This is a genomic window from Burkholderia sp. AU33423, assembly GCF_002223135.1.
GTDB classification, from domain to species: domain Bacteria; phylum Pseudomonadota; class Gammaproteobacteria; order Burkholderiales; family Burkholderiaceae; genus Burkholderia; species Burkholderia lata_D.
Genome location: NZ_NKFH01000003.1, coordinates 48,257 through 72,356, shown reverse-complemented (window position 1 = coordinate 72,356; position 24,100 = coordinate 48,257). Strand labels below are relative to the sequence as shown.

Sequence of the window (24,100 nt, the reverse complement as noted above, 5' to 3'; positions counted from 1 at the left end):
GACGGGAAATTGCAGCCGGATGTGATCAGATTAGGCGACGCTTCGCGAAATTGCGGGAGCGCCAGGATCGTGAAGCAGCGACACGGGGCCGTATCGGGATGCGCCCTGTGGCAGTGGCTGACGCGCCGAAACGCCGGTCGGTCGCCCGATACGGAACACGCAGCGCACGCGCGGCACGTCATCGAATCGCATGCGCAAAAAAAACCGGGCGCCCTTTCGGACGCCCGGTTTCCACGACGGCTACCGACCTACGCTTATCGCGGCAGGTTCGAATGCCCCATCAGGTACGCATCGACCGAGCGCGCGCACTGGCGGCCTTCGCGGATCGCCCACACCACGAGCGACTGGCCGCGGCGCATGTCGCCCGCCGCGAACACCTTGTCGACCGACGTGTAGTACGAACGATCGCCTTCGGTCGCCGCACGCGCATTGCCGCGCGCATCCTTCGCGACGCCGAATGCCTCGAGCACGGTGGCTGCCGGCTGCGTGAAGCCCATCGCGAGCAGCACGAGGTCGGCCTTCATTTCGAACTCGGAGCCCGGCACTTCCTGCATCTTGCCGTCCTTCCACTCGACGCGCACCGCGATCAGCTTCTCGACCTTGCCGTTCTTGCCTTCGAGACGCTTCGTCGCGACTGCCCAGTCGCGCTCGCAACCTTCGTCGTGCGACGACGACGTGCGCAGCTTGATCGGCCAGTACGGCCACACCAGCGGCTTGTTTTCCTCTTCCGGCGGCTGCGGCAGCAGCTCGAACTGCGTGACCTGCTTCGCACCGTGACGGTTCGACGTGCCGACGCAGTCCGAACCCGTGTCGCCACCACCGATCACGATCACGTGCTTGCCCTTCGCGAGCAGTTGGTCCGTGAGCTTGTCGCCCGCGTTTACGCGGTTCTGCTGCGGCAGGAAGTCCATCGCGAAATGCACGCCCGCGAGTTCGCGGCCCGGCACCGGCAGGTCGCGCGGCGTTTCCGAACCGCCGGCGATCACGACCGCGTCGAATTCGTCCTTCAGCGTTTCGGGCGAGATGGTTTCCTTCGCCAGGCTGCCGATCGACTCGGGCAGCGGATCCTTGCCGATGAACACGCTGGTGCGGAACGTCACGCCTTCCGCTTCCATCTGGCGCATGCGGCGGTCGATCAGCCACTTCTCGAGCTTGAAGTCGGGAATCCCGTAGCGCAGCAGGCCGCCGACGCGGTCGTTCTTCTCGAACACCGTCACGTCGTGGCCCGCGCGCGCGAGCTGTTGCGCGGCGGCGAGGCCCGCGGGGCCCGAACCGACGACCGCGACCTTCTTGCCCGTCTTGTGCTCGGCCGGCAGCGGCTTCACCCAGCCTTCCGCCCAGGCCTTGTCGATGATCGCGTGCTCGATCGACTTGATGCCGACCGGGTCGTCGTTGATCCCGAGCGTGCAGGCGGCTTCGCACGGCGCCGGGCAGATGCGGCCCGTGAATTCAGGGAAGTTGTTGGTCGAATGCAGGACTTCGATCGCCTGCTGCCAGTCCTGGCGGTAAACGAGATCGTTGAAGTCCGGAATGATGTTGTTGACCGGGCAGCCGTTGTTGCAGAACGGGATGCCGCAATCCATGCAGCGCGCGCCCTGGATCTTCGCGTCCGCGTCGGTCAGCGCCGCGACGAATTCCTTGTAGTGCTTCACGCGCGTGAGCGGTGCTTCGTACGCCTCGTGGCGGCGTTCGAACTCCAGAAAACCGGTTGCCTTGCCCATAAGGTGCTCTTCTGTTCGGTGTATCGGGTGGGGGAGCCGCGCGCGGCAATCATGCGCGCGCGGCATTCGCTATGTCGTTCGTCGCTCAGGCGGCCAGCTCTTCCTTCGCCGCCTTCTTCGCACCGATCTCGCCCAGCGCGCGCTTGTATTCGTGCGGGAACACCTTCACGAACTGGCGGCGCGCCGCGTCCCAGTTTTCCAGCAGCGACTTCGCACGCGGCGAACCCGTGAACTGGAAATGACGCTCGACGAGCCCCTTGAGCAGCGCTTCGTCCGTCGTGCCTTCGTGCCAGAGCGCGCGGTCGACCGTACGCTCCTGCTCGGCCTGCTGCAGCACCGGCTCGAGCGAGACCATCGACTTGTTGCACTTCGCCGCGAACGTGCCTTCCGGATCGTAGATGTACGCGAGACCGCCCGACATGCCGGCCGCGAAGTTGCGCCCGGTCTCGCCGAGCACGACGACCGTACCGCCCGTCATGTATTCGCAACCGTGGTCGCCCGTGCCTTCGACGACCGCCGTCGCACCCGAGTTGCGCACGCAGAAGCGCTCGCCCGCCACACCGCGGAAGAACGATTCGCCTTCGATCGCGCCGTACATCACCGTGTTGCCGCAGATGATGTTTTCCTCGGACTTGCCGCGGAAGTCGTTGGTCGGGCGGATGATGATCCGGCCGCCCGACAGCCCCTTGCCGACGTAGTCGTTGCCGTCGCCGACGAGGTCGAGCGTCACGCCCTTCGCGAGGAACGCGCCGAAGCTCTGGCCGGCCGTGCCCTTCAGCTGGATGTGCACCGCGTCGTCGGCCAGGCCGTCGTGGCCGTGCTTCTTCGCGATCACGCCCGACAGCATCGCGCCGACCGTCCGGTTCACGTTGCGCACCGGCTGGATGAACGACACATGCTCGCCGTTCTCGATCGCGGCCTTCGCCTTCTCGATCAGCACGTGGTCGAGCGCACGCTCGAGGCCGTGATCTTGCACATCGACGTGACGCGGCGCGACGTCCTCGCACTCTTCCGGCTGGTAGAACACGCGCGAGAAGTCGAGGCCCTTCGCCTTCCAGTGCTCGATGCCCTTGCGGGTGTCGAGCAGGTCGGCGCGGCCGATCAGGTCGTCGAACTTCGCGACGCCGAGCTGCGCCATGATCTCGCGCACTTCCTCGGCGACGAAGAAGAAGTAGTTCACGACGTGCTCGGGCTGGCCCTTGAACTTCGCACGCAGCACCGGATCCTGCGTCGCGACGCCGACCGGGCACGTATTCAGGTGGCACTTGCGCATCATGATGCAGCCTTCGACGACGAGCGGCGCCGTCGCGAAGCCGAATTCGTCCGCGCCGAGCAGCGCGCCGATCACGACGTCGCGGCCCGTCTTCATCTGGCCGTCGGCCTGCACGCGGATGCGGCCGCGCAGGCGGTTCAGCACCAGCGTCTGCTGCGTTTCGGCCAGGCCGAGTTCCCACGGCGTGCCTGCGTGCTTGACCGACGACAGCGGCGATGCGCCCGTGCCGCCGTCATGGCCGGCGATCACGACGTGATCGGCCTTCGCCTTCGCGACACCGGCCGCGACCGTGCCGACGCCCACTTCCGACACGAGCTTCACCGAGATGCTCGCGCTCGGGTTCACGTTCTTCAGGTCGTGGATCAGCTGCGCCAGATCCTCGATCGAGTAGATGTCGTGGTGCGGCGGCGGCGAGATCAGGCCGACGCCCGGCACCGAGTAGCGCAGCTTGCCGATGTATTCGGACACCTTGTGGCCCGGCAGCTGGCCGCCTTCGCCCGGCTTCGCGCCCTGCGCCATCTTGATCTGGATCTGGTCGGCCGACGCGAGGTACTCGGCGGTGACGCCGAAGCGGCCCGACGCGACCTGCTTGATCTTCGAGCGCAGCGAATCGCCGTCCTGCAGCGGAATGTCGCTGACGATTTCATCGCCGATGACCGACTTCAGCGTCTCGCCCGACTTGATCGGAATGCCGCGCAGCTCGTTGCGGTAGCGCTTCTCGTCCTCGCCGCCTTCGCCGGTGTTCGACTTGCCGCCGATCCGGTTCATCGCGATCGCGAGGGTTGCGTGCGCTTCCGTGCTGATCGAACCGAGCGACATCGCGCCCGTCGCGAAACGCTTGACGATGTCCTTCGCCGGCTCGACGTTCTCGATCGGGATCGCCTTGGTCGGCTCGACCTTGAACTCGAACAGGCCGCGGAACGTCATGTGACGCTTGGTCTGGTCGTTGATCAGGTGCGCGTATTCCTTGTACGTCTGGTACGAGTTGCTGCGCGTCGCGTGCTGCAGCTTCGCGATCGAATCCGGCGTCCACATGTGGTCTTCGCCACGCACGCGGTACGCGTACTCGCCGCCCGCGTCGAGCATGTCGCGCAGGACCGGGCTGTCGCCGAACGCGTCGCGGTGCAGGCGGATCGCCTCTTCCGCGACTTCGAACAGGCCGATGCCGCCCACCTTCGACGCGGTGCCCTTGAAGTACTTCTCGACCAGGTCGCTCGACAGGCCGAGCGCTTCGAAGATCTGGGCGCCCGTGTACGACATGTACGTCGAGATGCCCATCTTCGACATCACCTTCTGCAGGCCCTTGCCGACTGCCTTCGTGAAGTTGTAGACGGCCTTCTCCGGCGACAGGTCGCCCGGCAGCCCTTCTGCCATCTTCGCGAGCGTTTCCATCGCGAGGTACGGGTGCACGGCTTCCGCGCCGTAGCCCGCGAGCAGCGCGAAGTGGTGCGTTTCACGCGCGGAGCCCGTCTCGACGACGAGGCCCGTGCTCGTGCGCAGCCCTTGCTGGACGAGGTGCGAGTGGATCGCCGACGTGGCGAGCAGCGCCGGAATCGCGACATGCTCGGCGTCCGTCTTGCGGTCCGACACGATCAGCATGTTGTAGCCCGACTTCACCGCGTCGACGGCTTCCGCGCACAGCGACGCGAGGCGGGCTTCGATGCCTTCCTTGCCCCAGGCGACCGGGTAGCAGATGTTCAGCTCGTAGGCGCTGAACTTGCCGCCTGTGTACTGGTCGATCGCGCGGATCTTCGCGATGTCCTTGAAGTCGAGCACCGGCTGCGACACTTCGAGACGCATCGGCGGGTTGATGTTGTTCGTGTCGAGCAGGTTCGGCTTCGGGCCGATGAACGACACGAGCGACATGACCATGTTCTCGCGGATCGGGTCGATCGGCGGGTTCGTGACCTGCGCGAACAGCTGCTTGAAGTAGTGATAGAGCGTCTTGTTCTTGTTCGACATCACCGCCAGCGGCGAGTCGTTGCCCATCGAACCGACGGCTTCCTCACCCTGCTGCGCCATCGGCGCCATCAGGAACTTCAGGTCTTCCTGCGTGTAGCCGAACGCCTGCTGGCGGTCGAGCAGCGCGGCGCCCTGCGTGCGGCCGGCCGCGACTTCCTCGGCCTTCGGCTCGATCTCGTCGAGCTTGATGCGCACGGCGTCGATCCAGCTCTTGTACGGCTTCGCGTTCGCGAGGTTGTCCTTCAGTTCCTTGTCGTCGATGATGCGGCCGTGTTCCATGTCGATCAGGAACATCTTGCCCGGCTGCAGGCGCCACTTCTTGACGATCTTCGATTCGGGGATCGGCAGCGTGCCGGCTTCCGACGCCATGATGACGAGGTCGTCGTCGGTGACGATGTAGCGGGCCGGACGCAGGCCGTTACGGTCGAGCGTCGCGCCGATCTGGCGGCCGTCGGTGAACGCGATCGCGGCCGGGCCGTCCCACGGCTCCATCATCGCTGCGTGATATTCGTAGAACGCGCGGCGGTTCTCGTCCATCAGCGTGTGCTGTTCCCACGCTTCCGGGATCATCATCATCACCGCGTGCACGAGCGGGTAGCCGGCCATCACCAGCAGCTCGAGACAGTTGTCGAACGATGCGGTATCCGACTGGCCCGGGTAGATCAGCGGCCACAGCTTCGGCAGATCGTCGGCGAGCACGTGCGACGCGATCGCGCCGGTACGCGCGTTCAACCAGTTCACGTTGCCCTTCACGGTGTTGATCTCGCCGTTGTGCGCGATCATCCGGTACGGGTGAGCCAGCTCCCACGCCGGGAACGTGTTGGTCGAGAAGCGCTGGTGCACGAGCGCGAGCGCCGACACGACGCGCGTGTCCTGCAGGTCGCGGTAATACACGCCGACCTGGCCCGCGAGCAGCAGCCCCTTGTAGACGATCGTGCGCGCCGACATCGACGGCACGAAGTATTCCTTGCCGTGCTTGAGCTTCAGCGCCTGGATGCGGTGGCTCGCCGTCTTGCGGATCACGTACAGCTTCCGCTCGAGCGCGTCCGTCACCATGATGTCCTTGCCGCGGCCGATGAAGATCTGGCGGATCAGCGGCTCGCTCGCCTTCACGGTCGGCGAAATCGGCATCGCATGGTCGACCGGCACGTCGCGCCAGCCGAGCACGACCTGGCCTTCGGCCTTCACCGTCCGCTCGAGCTCCTGCTCGCACGCGAGACGCGACGCGTTTTCCTTCGGCAGGAAGATCATGCCGACCCCATATTCGCCGGCCGGCGGCAGATTCACGCCCTGCTTCGCCATTTCCTCGCGGTAGAACGCGTCCGGAATCTGGATCAGGATGCCCGCGCCGTCGCCCATCAGCGGATCGGCGCCGACCGCGCCACGGTGATCGAGGTTCTCGAGGATCTTCAGACCCTGCTGAATGATCTCGTGGCTCTTCTTGCCCTTGATGTGAGCGACGAAGCCGACGCCACAGGCGTCGTGTTCGTTTTGCGGGTCATACAGACCTTGTGCGGCGGGCACCGCGGCGAGCGGCTGCTGGTGGTCGTTCATGGGGACACCGTCGTAAAGGGGGCCTGGAGGCCGTTGAACCATTTTCTTGTTGCCGTCGATCCCGCTCCCGACGGGAGACGGCACGGCCGACCGTGGATGGGCATGCTTCGCCCGGGCCACCGGAATTCGGAATATACGCGACGAATCAAAGGAATAGCAACAAAAACCGCTTGATCGAACCCCAATTAAACGCGTGCCTCGATCTGGTGCCGTTTTATTGGGGTCGTATAGTTTTGGTGCAAAAAGAAGCGGCGCCCGCAGCGCCGCCTCCTGAACCGCCGGTCCTGCGTTACTGCTGGATCGGCGGCGTGTTTTCACGCACCTTTCTGGGGCGTCCGCGCGGCAGCGGCGACACCCGCCGGTTCGCGGTACGCGCCGCCCACTCGCGATAATTCTCGCCGCCGAGCACCCAACCCTTCAACGTCGCCTGCTGCAGCTGGTCGGCCTGCCGCTCGTCGAGCGGCTGCTCGCACAGCTCCTTGTACGCGCGCTGGCGGTCGAACGGCGTATTGCCGAGCGCCCAGTAGAGCGGATGGTCGGTGATCAGGCTGTCGACAGTGAGCCCGACGTGGTGCCGGTAGCTCGACCAGCGATAGGCCTCGGGCGTCGCGACGAGCTGCGCGCGCACCGGGCTCATCTCGACCACACGGCTCGCGAGCAGGAAATAGCGCTCGCCTTCGATCACGGTCGCGCGATAGCGGCCTTCCCACAGGGTGCCGCGCCGCGAATAGCGCCGGTTGAAATGCGCGACGTAGCGGCGACCGACGGCCTGCATCGCTTTCGGCAGGCTTGCTTCGTCGCTCGGCGTCACGAGCAGTTGCACCTGGCGGGGCAGCAGCACGTAGGCGTGCACCGACAGGTGATGATCGCGCGCGGCGGCCTTCAGGCAATCGATGAAGAGTTCGTAGTCCTGGTCGTCGACGAACGCGGGTTGCTGATCCAGGCCGCGCAGTATCACGTGCTGCGGCTGGTCGGGAACGTAGAGTCGTGCTAACCGTGCCATGCTGAATGTCCGTTTGAACGCGTTAGGAAATACCCGGGGGTCCGAAAATGCGCACCTGCGTAGAATGCCTGTCCCCGCTGGGCGCGAAAGCGTACGGTCGTACGAAACCTAGGGAGAAAACTCTAACTTACGAGCTTGTTTGGTTTTAAACGCAGTCGTCATAATGAGCACGCCTTTGATCGGAGGAGACACAATGAAACGAAAACTGGCCATTACGGGGGCCGCGGCACTCGCATTCTCATTGGCGGGCGCTACGGCACATGCACAATCCGCAGGTGATTTCTACGTCAGCACCGGCTGGCTGCACCTTGCGCCGCAGGACAGCAGCGACCCGCTGTTCCTCTACCGCGTCGGCGGCACGCCCATCAACCAATCGATTCCCAACACGGGCGCCGGCATCAACGACGCCGATACGCTTGGGCTCGCAACGGGCTACTTCGTCACCGACCACATCTCCACCGAGCTCGTCATGGGGATACCGCCGAAGTTCGACATCACCGGCAAGGGTCAGTTCGAAAAGTTCGGCGTCCTCGGCCGTGCGTACCAGTGGAGCCCCGCCGTATTGCTTCGCTACCACTTCAACGACGCCAACGCGAAGTTCCGTCCGTATGTCGGCGTCGGCGCGACGTATGTCTGGTTCACCGGCGCCAAGATCACGAACAGCAGCTTCGAGAACGGCGTGCTCGGCGGCCCGACCAGCGCGACGACCAGCAACCAGTGGGCGCCCGTCTTCAACGCCGGCTTCACGTACAACTTCACGAAGCACTGGTTCGCGGGCCTGTCGCTCTCGTACATCCCTGTCAGCGTGACCGCGACCTTCACGACGGCCCGCCGGACCCCGGTCGGCACCCTGACCGAAACGTCGAAAGCGAAGATCTCGCTGAATCCGATCGTCACGTACCTGAACGTCGGCTACCGCTTCTAAGCGTAGTCGAATATTTGGGGAATGGTTAATCCTGCTGCAATTTGTAGCGGATTTTTCCTGACGTAACGTCTCCACGATGCGAAACGCCCCGGCAGGAATCCCGTCGGGGCGTCTTTTTTCGCGTCAGGCACGTTCCCGGCACGGGTTTCGCCGGCCGTCGGCGCGGCCGTCAGGGAATGGCGATGTCGTCCAGCGCAGCCGGGCCGATCAGGTCGATCCGGTCCGTGCAGACCGCATCGACACCCCAGCGCGCGAGTTCGCGTGCCCGTTCGAGGTCGTTTACCGTGTAAACCAGGATGCGCAGCCCGGCCGCCTTGATCGCGCGCACGAGCGGCTCGTCGAGCTGTTTGTGGTCTGCATGCAACGAAACGCAGCCGAGCGCGCCGACGACTTGCGCATGCCAGTCGTCCGGCACGGCCTCGTAGAGCATCCCGCGCGGCAGCGCAGGCGCCGTCGCGCGCGCCTGTTGCAGCGCGTCGAACGAGAACGACGACAGGAGCGGCGGAACCGCGGCATCGCGCCAGTACACGGCTGCGTCGGCCGCCACGCGCTGCCCCGTCTCGCGCTCGCGCCCCGGGCACGGCTTGATCTCGACATTCGCGGCCAGTCCGTGGGCGAGGCAGCGCGCCGCCGCCGCCTCGAGCGTCGGCATCCGCTCGCCCGCGAAGCGCGCGTCGCGCCACGCGCCCGCATCGAGCGCGGCCAGCGCGTCATAACGCATGCCTGCCGCCGCGCCGTGACCGTTCGACGTGCGGTCGACCGTATCGTCGTGCAGCAGGAACGTCACGTCGTCGGCCGACAGCTTCGCGTCGAACTCGACCATCCGATGGCCACGGCGCGCGCCCTCGTCGAGCGCGGCGAGCGTGTTCTCCGGCGCGAGCGTGCCGCCGCCGCGATGGGCGACGACGCGCGGATAAGGCCACCAGTCGGTACGGGTCGTCATCGTCGGTCTCTCGGCAAGGTCAGCAGGTTCAGCCGGCACGCTTGCCGGTCTCGGGATCGAAGAAATGCAGCCGGTGCGCCGGCAGCGAGGCCGCCAGCGCCGTGCCGCGCGCGGGACGGTCCGCGTGCGGCAAGCGTACCGCGACGTCATGATTGCCCCAGCGGCCGTGCGCGAGATTGTCCGCGCCGAGCAGCTCGCACGAGTCGACCGGCAGCGTCGCCTGCGCGACGCCCGGCTGCGGCGTCATGTGCTCGGGACGCACGCCGAGCACCCAGTCGCGCCCGGTGGCGATCGCCGCGCCGATGCCGGGGGCGCCTGCGACCGGCAGCGCAGGGCCGCCACCCGCGACCGTAAACGTCGCGCCGTCGTCCGACAGCCGGCCGTGCATCAGGTTCATCGCGGGCGAGCCGATGAAGCCCGCGACGAACACCGTCGCCGGCTTCTCGTACACGTCGACCGGCGCGCCGATCTGCTCCGCGTAGCCGCGGTTCATCACGATCACGCGCTGCGCGAGCGTCATCGCCTCGATCTGGTCGTGCGTGACGTAGACGCTCGTCGTCGCGAGCCGCGCATGCAGCCGCTGGATCTCGAGCCGCATCTGCACGCGCAATTTCGCGTCGAGGTTCGACAAAGGCTCGTCGAACAGGAACACCGACGGCTCGCGCACGATTGCGCGCCCCATCGCGACGCGCTGCCGCTGGCCGCCCGACAGCTCGCGCGGCCGCCGTGCGAGCAGTGGCTCGAGCTCGAGGATCTTCGCGGCCGCGGCCACCCGCGAATCGATCGTTGCGCGCTCGATCCCGCGGATCTTCAACCCGTAGCCCATGTTCTGCGCGACCGTCATGTGCGGGTACAGCGCATAGTTCTGGAACACCATCGCGATGTCGCGATCCTTCGGCTCCAGCGTGTTGACGACACGCTCGCCGATCGCGATCTCGCCGTCCGTCACCGTCTCGAGCCCCGCGATCATCCGCAGCAACGTCGACTTGCCGCAGCCCGACGGGCCGACCAGCACGATGAATTCGCCGTCGGCGATCTCCACGTCGATGCCATGCAGCACGTGCTGCTTGCCGTCATAGGATTTCCTGACGCCCTTCAAGCTCAGCGCAGCCATTCTTGGTCTTTCTCCCGGTTGCCGTCCGTCATTTATTTCTCGGAATCGACGAGGCCGCGCACGAACCAGCGCTGCATCGCCAGTACGACGACGAGCGGCGGGATCATTCCCAGCAGCGTCGCCGCCATCACGTATTGCCATTCGGTCGCGGCGTCGCCGCTCGCGATCATCGTCTTGATGCCCACCACCGCCGTCGACAGCGAGGCCTCCGTCGTGATCAGGATCGGCCACAGATACTGGTTCCAGCCGTAGATGAACGTGATCACGAACAGCGCCGCGATGCTCGTCTTCGACAGCGGCAGCACGACGTCCCAGAAGAACCGCAGCGGCCCCGCGCCGTCGATGCGCGCGGCGTCCATCAGCTCGTCGGGCAGCGTCATGAAGAACTGGCGGAACAGGAACGTCGCGGTCGCCGACGCGATCAGCGGCAGCGTGAGCCCCGCATAGGTGTTCGTCAGGTGTAGCGTCGACACGACCTGCACGGTCGGGAAGATCCGCACTTCCACCGGCAGCATCAGCGTGATGAAGATCAGCCAGAACGCCGTGTTGCGGAACGGGAAGCGGAAATAGACGATCGCGTACGCGGACAGGATCGACACCGCGATCTTGCCCACCGCGATGCCGAGCGCCATCGCGAAGCTGTTCACGAGCAGGCGGCCGAACGGCGCGGTCGTGCCGCCGCTGCCGTGCCCCCAGATGTACGCGACGTTCTCGAACAGGTGCGTGCTCGGCACGAGCGACAGCGGCACCGTGAACACTTCCTGCGCGTTCATCGTCGCCGCGCAGAACGCGACGTAGACGGGAAACACGATCAGCACGACGCCCGCGATCAGCACCGCGTGGCAGAACAGGTCGAAGCCCTTGCGATTTTCGATCATGCGTATTGCACCCTGCGTTCGACGAAGCGGAACTGGATCACCGTGAGCCCGACGACGATGATCATCAGCACGACCGACTGCGCGCCCGAGCTGCCGATGTCGAGCCCCTGGAAGCCCTCCGCGAAGATCTTGTAGATCAGTGTCTTCGTGCTCTGTGCCGGGCCGCCGCCGGTGGCCGCGTCGATCACCGGGAACGTGTCGAAGAACGCGTAGACGAGGTTCACGACCAGCAGGAAGAAGCTGGTGGGCGACAGCAGCGGCAGCACGATGTTGAAGAAGCGCCGCACCGGCCCGGCGCCGTCGATCGCCGCCGCCTCGATCAGCGAGCGCGGGATCGCCTGCAGGCCCGCGTAGAAGAACAGGAAGTTGTAGCTCACCTGTTTCCACACCGACGCGAGCACGACCAGGAACATCGCCTGGTCGCCGTTCAGCGCGTGGTTCCACACAATGCCGCTCTTCGCGAGCGCATAGGTGATCAGGCCGATGCTCGGGTTGAACAGGAACGCCCACAGCACCGCGGCGATCGTCGGGGCAACCGCATACGGCCAGATCAGCAGCGTGCGGTACACGCGCGCGCCGCGGATCACGCGATCGGCGCACGCGGCGAGAATCAGCGAAACGACGAGCCCGCTCACCGTGACGAGCGAACTGAACACGAGCGTCGTGCGGAACGAATCGAGATACAGCGGATCGGCGAACAGGTGCGTGAAGTTCGCGAGGCCGACGAATTCGCTCGACGTGCCGAACGCGTCCTGCATCTGCGTCGACTGCCATAGCGCGACGCCGGCCGGCCACAGGAAGAACACGGCGGTGATCGCGAGCTGCGGCGCGATCAGCAGGTACGGCAACAGGCTCGTACCGAAACGGGAACGGGATTGCATCGCGGATATCCGGTCAGGCGCAACGGAAAGGGGGCGTGCCGCCGGCCGGCACGCGCATCCGTACAGGATGCGACGCGGCCGACAGCACGGTGCGATGCGGGCTCAGCCGCCCGACTTCTCGAACCGGCGCAGCAATTCGTCGCCGCGCGACGCGGCCGAATCGAGCGCGTCCTTCGGCGACTTCTTCTGCGCCCAGACCTGTTCGAACTCCTCGTCGACCACCGTGCGGATCTGCGGCATGTTGCCCAGGCGCAGCCCCTTCGTGTACGGCAGCGGCGGCTTGTTCAGCATCTGCTTGATCGCGGTTTCGGCGCTCGGGTTCTTCGCGTAGAAGCCCTGCTGGCGCGTGAGGTCGTACGCCGCGGTCGTCACGGGCAGGTAGCCCGTGTCCTGGTGCCACTTCGCGGCGACAGCCGGCGAGGCCAGGTACGCGAGGAATTTCGCGACGCCCTTGTAGGTCGCCGGATCCTTGCCCGCCAGCACCCACAGGCTCGCGCCGCCGATGATCGCGTTCTGCGGGGCGCCCTTCACGTTCGCGTCGTACGGCATCATGCCCGTGCCGTAGCTGAACTTCGCGAACTTCTGCACGTTCGCGAGCGCGCCCGACGACGTCGTCAGGATCCCGCAGTCGCCGCTGTAGAACTTCGCCGACGCTTCGTCCTTGCGGCCCGCGTACGTGAACGTGCCGTCCTTCGCCATCTGCTGCAGGAACGAGATGTGCGCGATCTGCTGCGGCTTGTTGAATTCGAGCACCGCGTCGGTACCGTCGAAGCCGTTGTTGCGGCTCGCGAACGGCAGCCCGTGCCACGCGCTGTAGTTCTCGAGCTGGATCCAGCCCTGCCAGCCAGTCGTGAAGCCGCATGCCATCCCCGACTTGCGCAGCTTCTCCGCGTCGGCCTGCACGTCGGCCCACGTCTTCGGCGGCTGGTTCGGGTCGAGCCCGGCCTTCTTGAACGCGTCCTTGTTGTAGTACAGCACCGGCGTCGAGCTGTTGAACGGCATCGATACGAGATGGCCCGTCTTCGCGTCGCTGTAGTAGCTCGCGATGGTCGGCACGAACGCCTTTTCGTCGAGCGGCACGCCGGCCTGCTTGAACACGTCGTAGACGGGCACGACAGCCTTCTTCGCCTGCATCATCGTGGCCGTGCCGACTTCGTAGACCTGGAGGATCGCCGGTGCGTTGCCGCTGCGATAGGCGGCGATGCCGGCCGCGAGCGCCTGGTCGTAGGTGCCCTTGAAGACCGGCACGATCTTGTAGTCGCTCTGCGACGCGTTGAACTGGTCGGCGATCGCGTTGACCCGCTCGCCGAGCGCGGCCTCCATCGCATGCCAGAACTGGATTTCCGTCGCGGCGAGCGCCACGTGCTGTACCCCGAACATCAGCGCGCCGCCGAGCGCGATCGAACGAACCAGTGTCCCCGCAGGCTTCTTCTTCATCGACCTCTCTCCTATGAAAACGTTACCAACAGCGTGTGCAACATTCCCGTCGCCATTGAACCGGCGAAGTCTAGTGATCGTTTGTGACAGTCAGTTGTCGTTGATGACGAACAGGCGCTGATACTCCTTCAGCGCGAAGCGGTCGGTCATGCCGGCGATGTAGTGCGCGACGAGCCGCGGCTGCTGCGCGACATCGTCGGACTGGTACGGCGGCGGCAGCAGGCGCGGATCGTCGATGAACGCGTCGAACAGACCGGTGACGACGCGCTGCGCCTTGCTCGCCATGCGCATCACCTTGTAGTGGCGATAGAGGTTCTTGAAGAGGAAACGCTTGAGGGCGGCCGCCTGCGCGGCAACGGTTTCGCTGTGCGACACGAGCGGCGGCGCGGCGCGCACGTCGTCGAGCGACGCGGGGGCGACACGCGCGAGATTGCGCGTCGTCTCGTCGATCAGGTCGACGATCAGCGTGTTGATGATGCGGCGCACCGTCTCGTGCACGAGACGGCGGCCTTCGAGGTGCGGGAATTCGGCGAGCGCCGCCTCGTAGTGGCGCTGCCACAGCTCGACTTCCGCGAGCTGTTCGATCGTGATCAGGCCGGAGCGCAGGCCGTCGTCGACGTCGTGGTTGTTGTACGCGATCTCGTCCGCGATGTTGGCGAGCTGCGCTTCGAGCGACGGCTGGCGGCCCTGCAGGAAGCGCTCGCCGAGCGCGCCCAGCTTGCGCGCATTCTCGCGCGAGCAGTGCTTCAGAATGCCTTCGCGCGTCTCGAAGCACAGGTTCAGCCCGTTGAACGCGCCGTAGTGCTCCTCGAGCTCGTCGACGACCGCCAGGCTCTGCAGGTTGTGCTCGAAGCCGCCATGCTCGCGCATGCAGGCATTCAGCGCATCCTGCCCGGCATGGCCGAACGGCGTATGGCCGAGGTCGTGCGCGAGCGAGATCGCCTCGACAAGATCCTCGTTCAGGCGCAGGTTGCGCGCGACCGAGCGCGCGATCTGCGCGACTTCGAGACTGTGCGTGAGGCGTGTGCGGAACAGGTCGCCTTCGTGATTGACGAAGACCTGCGTCTTGTATTCGAGCCGGCGAAATGCGGTCGAATGGACGATGCGGTCGCGGTCGCGCTGGAATTCGGTGCGCGCCGCCGGCGGTGCTTCCGGATGGCGACGGCCGCGCGACTGCGACGCGTGTGCGGCATACGGAGCGAGATGGGCTTCCAGCGCCGCCAGCGTCGGCGGCTCGGCCACCGGCGCAGCAGATGCGCGGCCGGCTTCGGGCAGTGTGCTGCTGGATGTCTCGCTCACGTCTCCTCCATGTCAGGGGCGCCGGGGCATCCGGGCCGCCGTTAGCGGGTAGTCTGCGCCAGTGTGGCGAACACGGCTTCGTCCGGCGCCTGCGTGATCAGCGTATCGCCGAATCGCTTCAGCAGGATGAACTTGATCGCGCCGGCCTCCGCCTTCTTGTCGACGCGCATCAGGTCCATGTAGCGCGCGTCGCCGAGCGCGGGCCCGCGGGTCGGCAGGTGCGCGGCCGCGATCACCGCATCGAGACGCTGCCGCGATGCTTCGTCGAGCAGGCCAAGCCGCACCGACAGGTCGCCCGCCATCACCATCCCGCAGCCAACCGCTTCGCCATGCAGCCACTCGCCGTAGCCGAGGCCGGCCTCGATCGCATGGCCGAACGTATGGCCGAAATTCAGGATCGCGCGCAGGCCGCCTTCGCGTTCGTCGGCCGCCACCACGCCCGCCTTGATCTCGCACGAGCGCTTCACCGCATGCGCGAGCGCGGCCGGGTCGCGACGGTTCAGCGCGTCGACGTTCGCCTCGATCCAGTCGAAGAATTCCGCATCGGCGATCGCGCCGGTCTTGATGATCTCGGCGACGCCGGCCGCCAGTTCGCGGTCGGGCAGGGTCGTCAGCGCGCCGATGTCCGCGATCACGGCCTGCGGCTGGTAGAACGCGCCGATCATGTTCTTGCCGAGCGGGTGGTTGATGCCCGTCTTGCCGCCGACCGACGAATCGACCTGCGACAGCAGCGTCGTCGGCACCTGGATGAACGGCACGCCGCGCATGTAGCACGCGGCCGCAAAGCCCGTCATGTCGCCGATCACGCCGCCGCCGAGCGCGACGAGCGTCGTCTTGCGGTCCGCGCGGTCGGTCAGCAGGCCGTCGAAGATCAGGTTCAGCGTTTCCCAGTTCTTGTACGCCTCGCCGTCCGGCAGCACGACCGTGGACACGCGCTTGCCGAGCGGCGCAAGCGCCGCGCGCAGCGCGTCGCCGTAGAGCGGATCGACCGTCGTGTTCGTGACGATCGTGACGGACGAGCCCTTGATATGAGGCGCGAACAACTCGGCGCGGCCGATCAGGCCGGCGCCAATATGAATCGGATAGGCGCGGTCGCCCAGATCGACGTTGACAGTAATCATGCTTGTAGCGGCTTGGCGATGACGCCCGCCAGTTCGAGTTGCATCAGCACCATGTTGACGAGACCGTTGACGGACGGACGGCCGGTCTCGATGACGAAATCCGCGCATTCGCGGTACAGCGGGTCGCGTACTTCGTACAGCGCTTCGAGACGCCCCTTCGGATCTTCGGTCTGCAGCAGCGGGCGGTTCTTGTCCTTGCGCGTGCGCAGCCACAGATCGTGCGGATTGGCGCGCAGGTAGACGACGATGCCGTGGCTTTTCAGGCAGTCGCGGTTTTCCGGGCGCAGCACCGCACCGCCGCCCGTCGCGAGCACGATGTTCTCGCGCTGCGTGAGATCGGCGATCACCTGCGTTTCGCGATCGCGAAACCCGGCCTCGCCCTCCATCTCGAAGATCACAGGAATGCGCGCGCCCGTGCGGGCCTCGATTTCGTGGTCGGAGTCGAAGAACGTCCTGTCGAGACGACGCGCGACCGCACGGCCCACGGTGGTCTTACCCGCTCCCATAAGGCCGACGAAAAATACGTTTGCATGTGGGTCCCGCGCTTGCAACGGCTTCCTCTGCTTCAATCTTGCTGGTGTGTGGCGCAGCTTACTGGCAAAGCGGCTGCCTTGTCGAGCCTGCGCCGGCGGCTTCCGGCCCCGTTTTCTCGGCATCCGCGCCGCCCGCGCCGGGCGCATTGCAGCGCGCATCGACGACGGTCGGCGTGATGAAGACGACCAGTTCGTTACGTTGATCGCGTTGCGCGCGGTGCCGGAAAAGCGCGCCCAGAAACGGTATTTTGCCCAAGAGCGGCACGCGCGTCACATCGTTCCGGTTCAGTTGCTCATAGATCCCGCCAATCGCGACCGTCCCGCCGTTCTCGACCTCGACGCGCGTCTGGACGTGCTTCGTATGGATCGCCGGGCCGGCCGCCGTCGGCTCGCCGATGCTGTCCTTCGTCACGTCCAGGTCGAGCACCACACGCCCGTCCGGCGTGATCTGCGGCTCGACCTCGAGCTTGAGCGTCGCCCGGCGGAACTGCACGCCGCTCACGCCGTTGCCGACCTTCGCCTGGTACGGCAGCTCCGAGCCCTGTTCGACGATGGCCTTGACGCGATCGGCGGTCACCACGCGCGGACTCGAAACGATCTGGCCCCGCCCTTGCGCCTCGAGCGCGCTCAGCTCGACGTCGAGCATGCGACTGAGCGGCGCGGCGAACAGCGTGAAGCCGGCGGTTGCCGCTTCGAAGCCGCCGAGCGGCCGCGCAGCCAGGTCGAGCGCGTTGCGGGCACCGGTCATAAACATGGCGCTCTCGCCCGACGGCGGCCGCTCCTGCGCCCGCAGCGCGACGCGCGCGCCGAGATTACGCGAAAAACCCTGCTCGCCCTCGACGATGCGGGCCTCGATCCGGACCTGCCGTGAGGGCCGGTCGATCGCATCGATCAGGCTCGCGATCTGGTCGAGACGCGGCGCGAGATCGGTGACGAACAGCAGGTTCGTGCGCGGATCGGCAGCTGCGGCACCACGCTTCGACAGCAGGCGCTGGCCGGTCGCGCCGGCCAGGAGCCGCTGCACGTCCTGCGCACGCGGGTAGTGCAGCGCGAACGTCCGGCTCGCAAGCGGCTCCAGATCGGCGGCCCGCGCGTGCATTTCGAAGCGCTCGCGTTCGCGGGCAGCCAGTTCGGCCGCCGGCGTGACCCATATCACGTTGCCCCGCCGGGACATCGCGAGCCCGTGTGTGTCGAGCAGCGTGTCGAAGGCATCGCGCCAGCGGACATTGTTCAGACGTAACGTGACGGTGCCACGCACCTGCTCGCTGACGACAATATTGAGTCCGGTGAACCGCGCGAACGCGTCGAACGCGGCCGCAAGCCCCGCGCCCTGCAAATTCAGCGAGATCCGCCGCGTGTCGTCCGCATCGCCCGGCTGCCGGGCCGCAGCGTCGCTCATCCGTGCCGGCGGCGCCAACGGGATCGGCGGCCCCTCCAGCCCGGGTGCCGGGGTGGCGGCCTCCGCCTGAAGCGCCGCGCGAGCCGCCTGGTCGAACGGCGGCGGGCCGGCCTCCGTCGATACGGTGTGATCCGCACCGTCCACCACGCCTTGTGGCAACGGCAGGCCCGGCACCTGCGTATCCAACGATGCGGCAGGCCAGACGGCCGGCAGCGGCGGCAACGACGCGCTTGCACTAGCCGCGGTCAATCCGGCCCAAACGACGAGCACCCGGCATCCGTGCTTGATCATGGCCGCCTCCCGTCGTCCAGCGTGACCCGGTACGCGCCGTCCGCTGTTGCCAGCGTCACGGCGACGGGATCGACGCGCACCACCCGCGCGGCCCCGACGGTATCGCCGGGGACCACGGCCGTGAACGCGCCGTCACCGTCGTCGAACAGTGCAAGACCTGCATGACCGTCGCGAATCGTGCCGGCCAGGCGGGCAGCCGCCCCCTCCGCTTCGGACGAACAGGCCTCGCCGAACGGATCGGCGCCGGGCGTGTCGGCCAGAACCGGCGCCTCCCCGCCCGTGGACGTTGGCGCCGGCAACTCCGGAAACACGTCGACGGACATTTCCACGCGCGCGGCCTCCTTTCCCCGTTCGACACGCAGCGCGGACGGCACTGCCAGCACCGGGAAACGGGCCAGCCCGCCGACCATCTGCAGCAACGCGCGAAAGCCGCCGTACGCGACGATATGCACCGAGCGCCTGCCGTCCGGCCCCGCGCCATCGGCGCGCAGCGGTTCGATCGATACGTCGCGCAGCCCGCTCGACGCGGCGCGATCCGCCAGTTCCAGCATCAAAGCGGCCCATTCCGGCGTACGCGGCGAGCGATCGCCGTGTGCCGCCGCCGGCTGCACGCCGCGTTGCCGTGCGGCGGCCACCAGGACACGCCGCGCGTCGGCCTCCCGCATCTGCGCCGCTGCGAGCAACACGCGGCTATGCGCGAGCCCGCTCCAGTCGGCAGCATTCGCCAGATGAATGCCGCCTGCCAGCACGGCCGCGAATGCGAGCCCGCAGCCTGCGACGTGCGCAGCCGACGGCGACACGCGCCGCATGCCGCCCCGCCATCCGTCGCCGCGCAGTGCGGGCCGATGCGCGAGCGCCATCATGTGCCGCCTCCCGACGCTTTCCGGGACGCCATCGCGTCGTGCCAGCGCAGCTGGACCGAGAACCGGAACGGCATCCCGCCTGTAGCGACCGGCGCATCGGAAGCAGGCTTCAACACATCGATATCGATCCGCCAGCCACGTTGCTCACGTGCCATCCCCGCGAGCCATCGCGCGGCCGCCCGGTAGCTCGCGGCACGCGCGTCGATCACGGCACCGGCCGACGTCGTGCGCAGCGCGTCGAGCCGGACGGTGCCGTCGCGCACCTGCGCCAGCGTGGCCAGCAGCCCTGCGACGTGCCGATAAGGCGCGGCAAGCTCGGCCGCCTGCGCATCGCGCTGCGCGGCAACGGCCGCCGCCCTGGCTGCGCGTGTCGCGGCCCCCACCTGCGGCTGCAACTGCCGCAGCCGCGCCTCCACGCTTGCACGTTCGGCATCCACACGCCACGCCGCCGCGGTGGCAGCGCCCGTCCACAGGCCGGCGCCGAGCACACCGAACAGAATCGCCGCACCGCACTGCGCGGCCCGGCGACGTCGCAACGCCCGCGCCAGCCGCTCGCGGTATGGCAGCAGGTTGAAACCGCCCGGCTCCGCACGACAGGCCGTCATTCCCACACCCCGCGCAATGCCAGCCCGAATGCGACAGCCCATGCCGGGCCGCCCGGCATGCCGGCGGGCGGGCACGGCTGCCCGCTCCAGCCCGTGCAGTCGAACGACACCGCAACCGCACCGAGCACATCGCCGATCTCGGCGACGGACGTGTCGAAGCGGGCGATGCAACGCTCGTCCCCGGACACAAGTACGCAACACACGGCCCCGAGCGCGCGCTGGCGCAATGCATCGGAAAACGCCCCCGGCACGGCGCCGGACAGCGTCAGCACCGGTACGGCCAACGGGCCGTCGATTCGCCAGCCGTGCACGCCCGAGTCATGAAACCAGAGCGCCGCGTAGGGGCCCGCCTGCGCGTCGGGTTCGAATTGCGCGGCATAGCGCAACGCACGCAGCGCCGCGGCCGACTCGCCGTCGACCACCGTCAGGTCGACACCGGCCTGGGCAGCCACGTCGATCCGCCGTTCGAGCAGCGCCAGCGGCGCCACGGCAACCTCGATCTCGCCCGCTCCCGCGCCGCCCTCCTGCCGCCAGTCGAACGCGAGACTGTCCGGCGCCAGCCCCGAGATGCGTTCGGCCGCCTGCCGCGCGGCGTCCTCGACGTCGGCCCGCCCGGCCAGGTCGAGCGTTGCGGTGCGCATCTCGTCATCGTGCAACGCCATCACGCCGCGCGCGTCGCACCGCACGCCGGCCGCCGACAGCCTCGACACGGCGGCGGCCAGCGCGCGCGCAACAGCCGCCCAGCGCGCATCCTCCGGCCCGCCCGCCAACCCGACCGGCTCCCGCTCGAGTCCCTCGACGCACACCTCCGCGCCCCGGCCGCGCCGGCTCAACACGACCACCCTCACCTCATGCGCACCGACGTCGATTCCCGTCGACCGGTGCCCGCCCTGTGCAAACCGCGCTCGCCATCGTCCCGCCATCCCAGCCTCCCGAATTCGTCGCGGCCCATGCCGCGTTTCCGAGACCTGATTCTGCAAATCAGCGCGTGCGGCCGACAGTCGGCCTAATGGCCAGCATCCGCTCGCGACGACCATGCGCGGGCTATGCTGGAAGTACGCCAGGCCGCGTCTTCGCGGCGGGCGGCCCCCGCGTCAGGACCGGTCTTACCGGGCAGCTATAATCGCGGGACTGTTTTCCGGTATGCCTATGCAATCCACGACTCCTACGTCCCCGCCTCCCGCCCCGGAGCCGAAGAAGCGGCCCTGGTGGCAAAAAGTCCTGCTCGGATTCGCCACGATGTGCGTGGCGCTCGTCGTGGCCGGCGGCCTCGTGCTCGGCTACGCGCTCGTCGTTGCGTGGCCGAACATGCCGTCGCTCGACGCGCTGACCGACTATCGGCCGAAGGTGCCGCTGCGCATCTATACGTCCGATCACGTGCTGATCGGCGAATTCGGCGAAGAGCGCCGCGACGTCGTCCATTTCAAGGACGTGCCCGACTCGCTGAAGAAGGCGATCCTCGCGATCGAGGACGCGCGCTTCTACGATCACGGGGGGGTCGACCTCACCGGCATCGTCCGCGCCGGCTTCGTCGCGCTGACGAACGGTCATGCATCGCAGGGTGCGAGCACGATCACGATGCAGGTCGCGCGCAACTTCTTCCTGTCGAGCGAGAAGACCTACACGCGCAAGATCTACGAGATGCTGCTCGCGTACCGGATCGAGCGTGCGCTGACGAAGGATCAGATTCTCGAGGTCTACATGAATCAGATCTATCTCGGCCAGCGCGCGTACGGCTTCGCGAGCGCTGCGCGGGTCTACTTCGGCAAGGATCTGAAGGACATCTCGCTGGCCGAAGCCGCGATGCTCGCCGGGCTGCCGAAGGCACCGTCCGCGTACAACCCGGTCGTGAACCCGAAGCGTGCGAAGGTGCGCCAGGAATACATCCTGCAGCGGATGCTCGAGCTGAATTTCATCACGCGCGAACAGTACGACGAAGCTTCCGCTCAGCCGCTCGTCGTCAAGGGTCCGGGCCGCGATTTCAGCGTGCACGCCGAGTACGTCGCGGAAATGGTCCGACAAATGATGTACGCGCAGTACCGCGAGGAAACCTACACGCGCGGCTTCAACGTCGTCACGACGATCGACTCCGCGGATCAGCAGGTCGCGTACACCGCGCTGCGCAAGGGCATCATGGATTACGAACGCCGGCACGGCTATCGGGGGCCGGAAGGCTTCATCGAGCTGCCGGCCGGGGCCGACGACCGCGAACAGGCGATCGACGATGCGCTGCTCGAACACCCCGACAACGGCGAACTGATCGCCGCGGTCGTCACGGCCGCCAGCCCGCGCCAGATCACGGTCGCGTTCATCGACGGCAGCAATGCGACGATCGAAGGCGACAACCTGCGCTTCGCGTCGGGCGCGCTGTCGGCCAATGCGCAGCCGAATCGCCGCATCCGCCCGGGCGCGATCGTCCGCGTCGTGAAGAACGACGCCGGCAAATGGTCGATCACGCAGTTGCCGCAGGTCGAGGGAGCGTTCCTGTCGATCGTCCCGCAGGACGGCGCGATCCGCTCGCTCGTCGGCGGCTTCGACTACAACAAGAACAAGTTCAACCACGTCACGCAGGCGTGGCGGCAGCCGGGTTCGTCGTTCAAGCCGTTCATCTATTCGGCGTCGCTCGACAAGGGCCTCGGGCCGGCAACCGTGATCAACGACGGCCCGCTGTATTTCAGCGCCGCCGAAACGGGTGGCCAGCCGTGGGAGCCGAAGAACTACGGCGGCGGCTTCGAAGGTCCGATGTCGATGCGCACCGCGCTGCAGCGCTCGCGCAACCTCGTGTCGATCCGGATCCTGAACCACATCGGCACGAAGTACGCGCAGCAGTACATCACCCGCTTCGGCTTCGACGCCGAACGCCATCCGGCCTACCTGCCGATGGCACTCGGCGCGGGCCAGGTCACGCCGCTGCAGATGGCGGGCGCGTACTCGGTCTTCGCGAACGGCGGCTACCGCGTCAATCCGTACCTGATCGCCGAAGTCACCGATCCGAACGGCGCGATCGTCGTGCGCGCGCAGCCGCTCGTCGCCGAGCAGAATGCGCCGCGCGCGATCGACCCGCGCAACGCGTACGTGATGAACAGCCTGCTGCAGAGCGTCGCGCAGCGCGGCACGGGCGCACGGACCAACGTGCTGAAGCGCACCGACCTCGCGGGCAAGACCGGCACGACGAACGACTCGCACGACGCGTGGTTCGCCGGCTATCAGCACACGCTCGCCGCGATCGCGTGGATCGGCTACGACAATCCGCGCAGCCTCGGCGATCGCGAAACGGGGGGCGGCCTGTCGCTGCCGGTCTGGATCGACTACATGGGCGCCGCGCTGAAGGGTGTGCCCGAGTTCAAGCCGACGGTGCCGGACGGCGTCGAGTCGCTCGGCGGCGAGCTGTACTTCACCGAGTTCGCGCCGGGCCACGGCTTCGTGTCGACGGTCGGCGTACCGCAGGCGCCGGCCGCGCAGAACGTCGACGCCACCGTGCCGCACGTCGACGAGCAGGAAAAGCAGGACATCATGAACCTGTTCGCGCACTGACCACCGGCACGGACATGAAAAAAGCGCCCCGCGGGGCGCTTTTTCTTTGATACGACGCGTCGAGGCGCAGCCCGGCTTCGGCCGGAGCGGTTACGGCGCGCTGAACGTGATCGGCAGGCCGGCCTGCTGCGTCGCGTATTCGGTGAGCGCCGAGAAAAACTCGGTGCCCGTGCGCGTATCGCGCCATTCGCCGTCGATGAAACGGTAGTGGAAGCCGCCCGCCCTCGCGGCGATCCACACTTCCTTCATCGGCGGCTGCAGGTTGACGATGATCTTCGAACCGTTCTCGAACGTCAGCGTCAGGACGCTGCCGTTGCGCTCCAGATCGATGTCGTGATCGCCGTCGTTGGCGTCGTCGACGGTACGCTCGACGGCCGCCAGCACGGCCTCGGCACGGGTCAGGTATTCGGTATCGGACATGCTAAACTCTATCGGTTCAATTGTTCAGGGACGATCATGCGAGTCGTTTTCCGGATGAGCGCGATTGTAGCGGCTTTGGCGATTCTTGCCGGCTGCGGTCAAAGCGGCGCGCTTTATCTGCCCACCGTGCCTCCGATGCCCAAGCCACTCCAGCAGCAGGACACCCCGCCGTCGGACGTGAAGCCGACCGATGAAAACGCGTCGTCCGACAGTGTGCCCGATTCGTCCGGCACGCCGCTCACGCTGTCACCCGAATTGTCGAGCAGCGCATCGTCCATGCCTGCACCGGCGTCGAGCCCGGCCGTCGCGAAGTAACGACGCGCCGCCTGCACGGCTCACGAAAC

General features: G+C 67.0%; 19 protein-coding genes. 3 read left to right on the top strand and 16 right to left on the bottom strand.

The window, feature by feature from the left end:
- Window positions 1–254: 254 nt before the first annotated feature.
- From CFB50_RS01895 to CFB50_RS01880, 3 genes are all read right to left on the bottom strand, one after another.
- Window positions 255–1,721, bottom strand: coding sequence for a glutamate synthase subunit beta (locus CFB50_RS01895; RefSeq protein WP_089444818.1), 1,467 nt, complete (start codon window positions 1,719–1,721; stop codon window positions 255–257).
- Between the two features lie 85 nt (window positions 1,722–1,806).
- Window positions 1,807–6,510, bottom strand: coding sequence for a glutamate synthase-related protein (locus CFB50_RS01890; protein WP_089444817.1), 4,704 nt, complete (start codon window positions 6,508–6,510; stop codon window positions 1,807–1,809).
- Between the two features lie 289 nt (window positions 6,511–6,799).
- On the bottom strand, window positions 6,800–7,513 hold the full coding sequence (locus CFB50_RS01880; protein WP_006477151.1) for a transposase: 714 nt from the start codon (window positions 7,511–7,513) through the stop codon (window positions 6,800–6,802).
- A 193-nt stretch (window positions 7,514–7,706) separates the two neighbouring features.
- On the opposite strand from CFB50_RS01880, the gene CFB50_RS01875 reads away from it, so the two are divergent.
- A complete protein-coding gene (locus CFB50_RS01875; RefSeq protein ID WP_089444816.1) occupies window positions 7,707–8,438 on the top strand; it encodes an OmpW/AlkL family protein in 732 nt (243 codons plus the stop codon).
- Between the two features lie 169 nt (window positions 8,439–8,607).
- On the opposite strand, the gene ugpQ is transcribed toward CFB50_RS01875, so the two are convergent.
- The 12 genes from ugpQ to CFB50_RS01815 all read right to left on the bottom strand — a co-directional run bounded on the left by ugpQ (window position 8,608) and on the right by CFB50_RS01815 (window position 20,725).
- Window positions 8,608–9,381, bottom strand: coding sequence for a glycerophosphodiester phosphodiesterase (gene ugpQ / locus CFB50_RS01870; protein ID WP_089444815.1), 774 nt, complete (start codon window positions 9,379–9,381; stop codon window positions 8,608–8,610).
- A gap of 28 nt (window positions 9,382–9,409) precedes the next feature.
- On the bottom strand, window positions 9,410–10,495 hold the full coding sequence (locus CFB50_RS01865) for a sn-glycerol-3-phosphate import ATP-binding protein UgpC (RefSeq protein ID WP_069246945.1): 1,086 nt from the start codon (window positions 10,493–10,495) through the stop codon (window positions 9,410–9,412).
- A gap of 32 nt (window positions 10,496–10,527) precedes the next feature.
- A complete protein-coding gene (gene ugpE / locus CFB50_RS01860; RefSeq protein WP_089444814.1) occupies window positions 10,528–11,373 on the bottom strand; it encodes a sn-glycerol-3-phosphate ABC transporter permease UgpE in 846 nt (281 codons plus the stop codon).
- Entirely contained in the window at window positions 11,370–12,254 is an 885-nt protein-coding gene (gene ugpA, locus CFB50_RS01855) for a sn-glycerol-3-phosphate ABC transporter permease UgpA (protein ID WP_069246943.1), read from the bottom strand. Before ugpA ends, ugpE begins: the two co-directional genes overlap by 4 nt.
- A 102-nt stretch (window positions 12,255–12,356) precedes the next feature.
- A complete protein-coding gene (ugpB, locus tag CFB50_RS01850; protein ID WP_069246942.1) occupies window positions 12,357–13,691 on the bottom strand; it encodes a sn-glycerol-3-phosphate ABC transporter substrate-binding protein UgpB in 1,335 nt (444 codons plus the stop codon).
- 90 nt (window positions 13,692–13,781) lie between these two features.
- Entirely contained in the window at window positions 13,782–14,990 is a 1,209-nt protein-coding gene (locus tag CFB50_RS01845) for a deoxyguanosinetriphosphate triphosphohydrolase (protein WP_089444813.1), read from the bottom strand.
- Window positions 14,991–15,031: 41 nt separating this feature from the next.
- Complete coding sequence (aroB, locus tag CFB50_RS01840; RefSeq protein WP_089444812.1) at window positions 15,032–16,111, bottom strand: 3-dehydroquinate synthase; 1,080 nt, start codon at window positions 16,109–16,111, stop codon at window positions 15,032–15,034.
- The gene (aroK, locus tag CFB50_RS01835; protein WP_039366741.1) at window positions 16,108–16,662 is read right to left on the bottom strand and encodes a shikimate kinase AroK; all 555 of its coding nucleotides are present in this window, start codon (window positions 16,660–16,662) and stop codon (window positions 16,108–16,110) included. Before aroK ends, aroB begins: the two co-directional genes overlap by 4 nt.
- Window positions 16,663–16,702: 40 nt before the next feature.
- On the bottom strand, window positions 16,703–18,334 hold the full coding sequence (locus tag CFB50_RS01830) for a type IV pilus secretin PilQ (protein ID WP_089444811.1): 1,632 nt from the start codon (window positions 18,332–18,334) through the stop codon (window positions 16,703–16,705).
- On the bottom strand, window positions 18,331–19,197 hold the full coding sequence (locus CFB50_RS01825) for a pilus assembly protein (protein ID WP_089444810.1): 867 nt from the start codon (window positions 19,195–19,197) through the stop codon (window positions 18,331–18,333). Before CFB50_RS01825 ends, CFB50_RS01830 begins: the two co-directional genes overlap by 4 nt.
- Window positions 19,194–19,802 (bottom strand): fimbrial protein, encoded by a 609-nt coding sequence (locus CFB50_RS01820; protein ID WP_089444809.1) that lies wholly within the window; start codon window positions 19,800–19,802, stop codon window positions 19,194–19,196. Before CFB50_RS01820 ends, CFB50_RS01825 begins: the two co-directional genes overlap by 4 nt.
- On the bottom strand, window positions 19,799–20,725 hold the full coding sequence (locus tag CFB50_RS01815; RefSeq protein ID WP_089444808.1) for a competence protein ComA: 927 nt from the start codon (window positions 20,723–20,725) through the stop codon (window positions 19,799–19,801). Before CFB50_RS01815 ends, CFB50_RS01820 begins: the two co-directional genes overlap by 4 nt.
- 226 nt (window positions 20,726–20,951) lie before the next feature.
- Here CFB50_RS01815 and CFB50_RS01810 point away from each other — a divergent pair, with 226 nt between their 5' ends.
- A complete protein-coding gene (locus CFB50_RS01810; protein ID WP_089444807.1) occupies window positions 20,952–23,336 on the top strand; it encodes a penicillin-binding protein 1A in 2,385 nt (794 codons plus the stop codon).
- Between the two features lie 90 nt (window positions 23,337–23,426).
- Here CFB50_RS01810 and cyaY read toward each other — a convergent pair whose 3' ends face one another.
- Window positions 23,427–23,756, bottom strand: coding sequence for an iron donor protein CyaY (gene cyaY / locus CFB50_RS01805; RefSeq protein WP_069246934.1), 330 nt, complete (start codon window positions 23,754–23,756; stop codon window positions 23,427–23,429).
- Window positions 23,757–23,792: 36 nt separating this feature from the next.
- On the opposite strand from cyaY, the gene lptM reads away from it, so the two are divergent.
- Window positions 23,793–24,071 carry an LPS translocon maturation chaperone LptM gene (gene lptM / locus CFB50_RS01800; RefSeq protein ID WP_081421163.1) on the top strand — a complete coding sequence of 93 codons (279 nt, stop codon included), beginning with the start codon at window positions 23,793–23,795 and terminating at the stop codon, window positions 24,069–24,071.
- The last annotated feature ends 29 nt before the right edge of the window (window positions 24,072–24,100 follow it).

Bases quoted from the DNA above. Each gene is read 5' to 3' on its own strand.
- CFB50_RS01895 (WP_089444818.1), bottom strand. From the start codon at position 1,721: ATGGGCAAGGCAACCGGTTTTCTGGAGTTCGAACGCCGCCACGAGGCG.
- CFB50_RS01890 (WP_089444817.1), bottom strand. From the start codon at position 6,510: ATGAACGACCACCAGCAGCCGCTCGCCGCGGTGCCCGCCGCACAAGGT.
- CFB50_RS01880 (WP_006477151.1), bottom strand. From the start codon at position 7,513: ATGGCACGGTTAGCACGACTCTACGTTCCCGACCAGCCGCAGCACGTG.
- CFB50_RS01875 (WP_089444816.1), top strand. From the start codon at position 7,707: ATGAAACGAAAACTGGCCATTACGGGGGCCGCGGCACTCGCATTCTCA.
- ugpQ (WP_089444815.1), bottom strand. From the start codon at position 9,381: ATGACGACCCGTACCGACTGGTGGCCTTATCCGCGCGTCGTCGCCCAT.
- CFB50_RS01865 (WP_069246945.1), bottom strand. From the start codon at position 10,495: ATGGCTGCGCTGAGCTTGAAGGGCGTCAGGAAATCCTATGACGGCAAG.
- ugpE (WP_089444814.1), bottom strand. From the start codon at position 11,373: ATGATCGAAAATCGCAAGGGCTTCGACCTGTTCTGCCACGCGGTGCTG.
- ugpA (WP_069246943.1), bottom strand. From the start codon at position 12,254: ATGCAATCCCGTTCCCGTTTCGGTACGAGCCTGTTGCCGTACCTGCTG.
- ugpB (WP_069246942.1), bottom strand. From the start codon at position 13,691: ATGAAGAAGAAGCCTGCGGGGACACTGGTTCGTTCGATCGCGCTCGGC.
- aroB (WP_089444812.1), bottom strand. From the start codon at position 16,111: ATGATTACTGTCAACGTCGATCTGGGCGACCGCGCCTATCCGATTCAT.
- CFB50_RS01830 (WP_089444811.1), bottom strand. From the start codon at position 18,334: ATGATCAAGCACGGATGCCGGGTGCTCGTCGTTTGGGCCGGATTGACC.
- CFB50_RS01825 (WP_089444810.1), bottom strand. From the start codon at position 19,197: ATGATGGCGCTCGCGCATCGGCCCGCACTGCGCGGCGACGGATGGCGG.
- CFB50_RS01820 (WP_089444809.1), bottom strand. From the start codon at position 19,802: ATGACGGCCTGTCGTGCGGAGCCGGGCGGTTTCAACCTGCTGCCATAC.
- CFB50_RS01815 (WP_089444808.1), bottom strand. From the start codon at position 20,725: ATGGCGGGACGATGGCGAGCGCGGTTTGCACAGGGCGGGCACCGGTCG.
- CFB50_RS01810 (WP_089444807.1), top strand. From the start codon at position 20,952: ATGCAATCCACGACTCCTACGTCCCCGCCTCCCGCCCCGGAGCCGAAG.
- cyaY (WP_069246934.1), bottom strand. From the start codon at position 23,756: ATGTCCGATACCGAATACCTGACCCGTGCCGAGGCCGTGCTGGCGGCC.
- lptM (WP_081421163.1), top strand. From the start codon at position 23,793: ATGCGAGTCGTTTTCCGGATGAGCGCGATTGTAGCGGCTTTGGCGATT.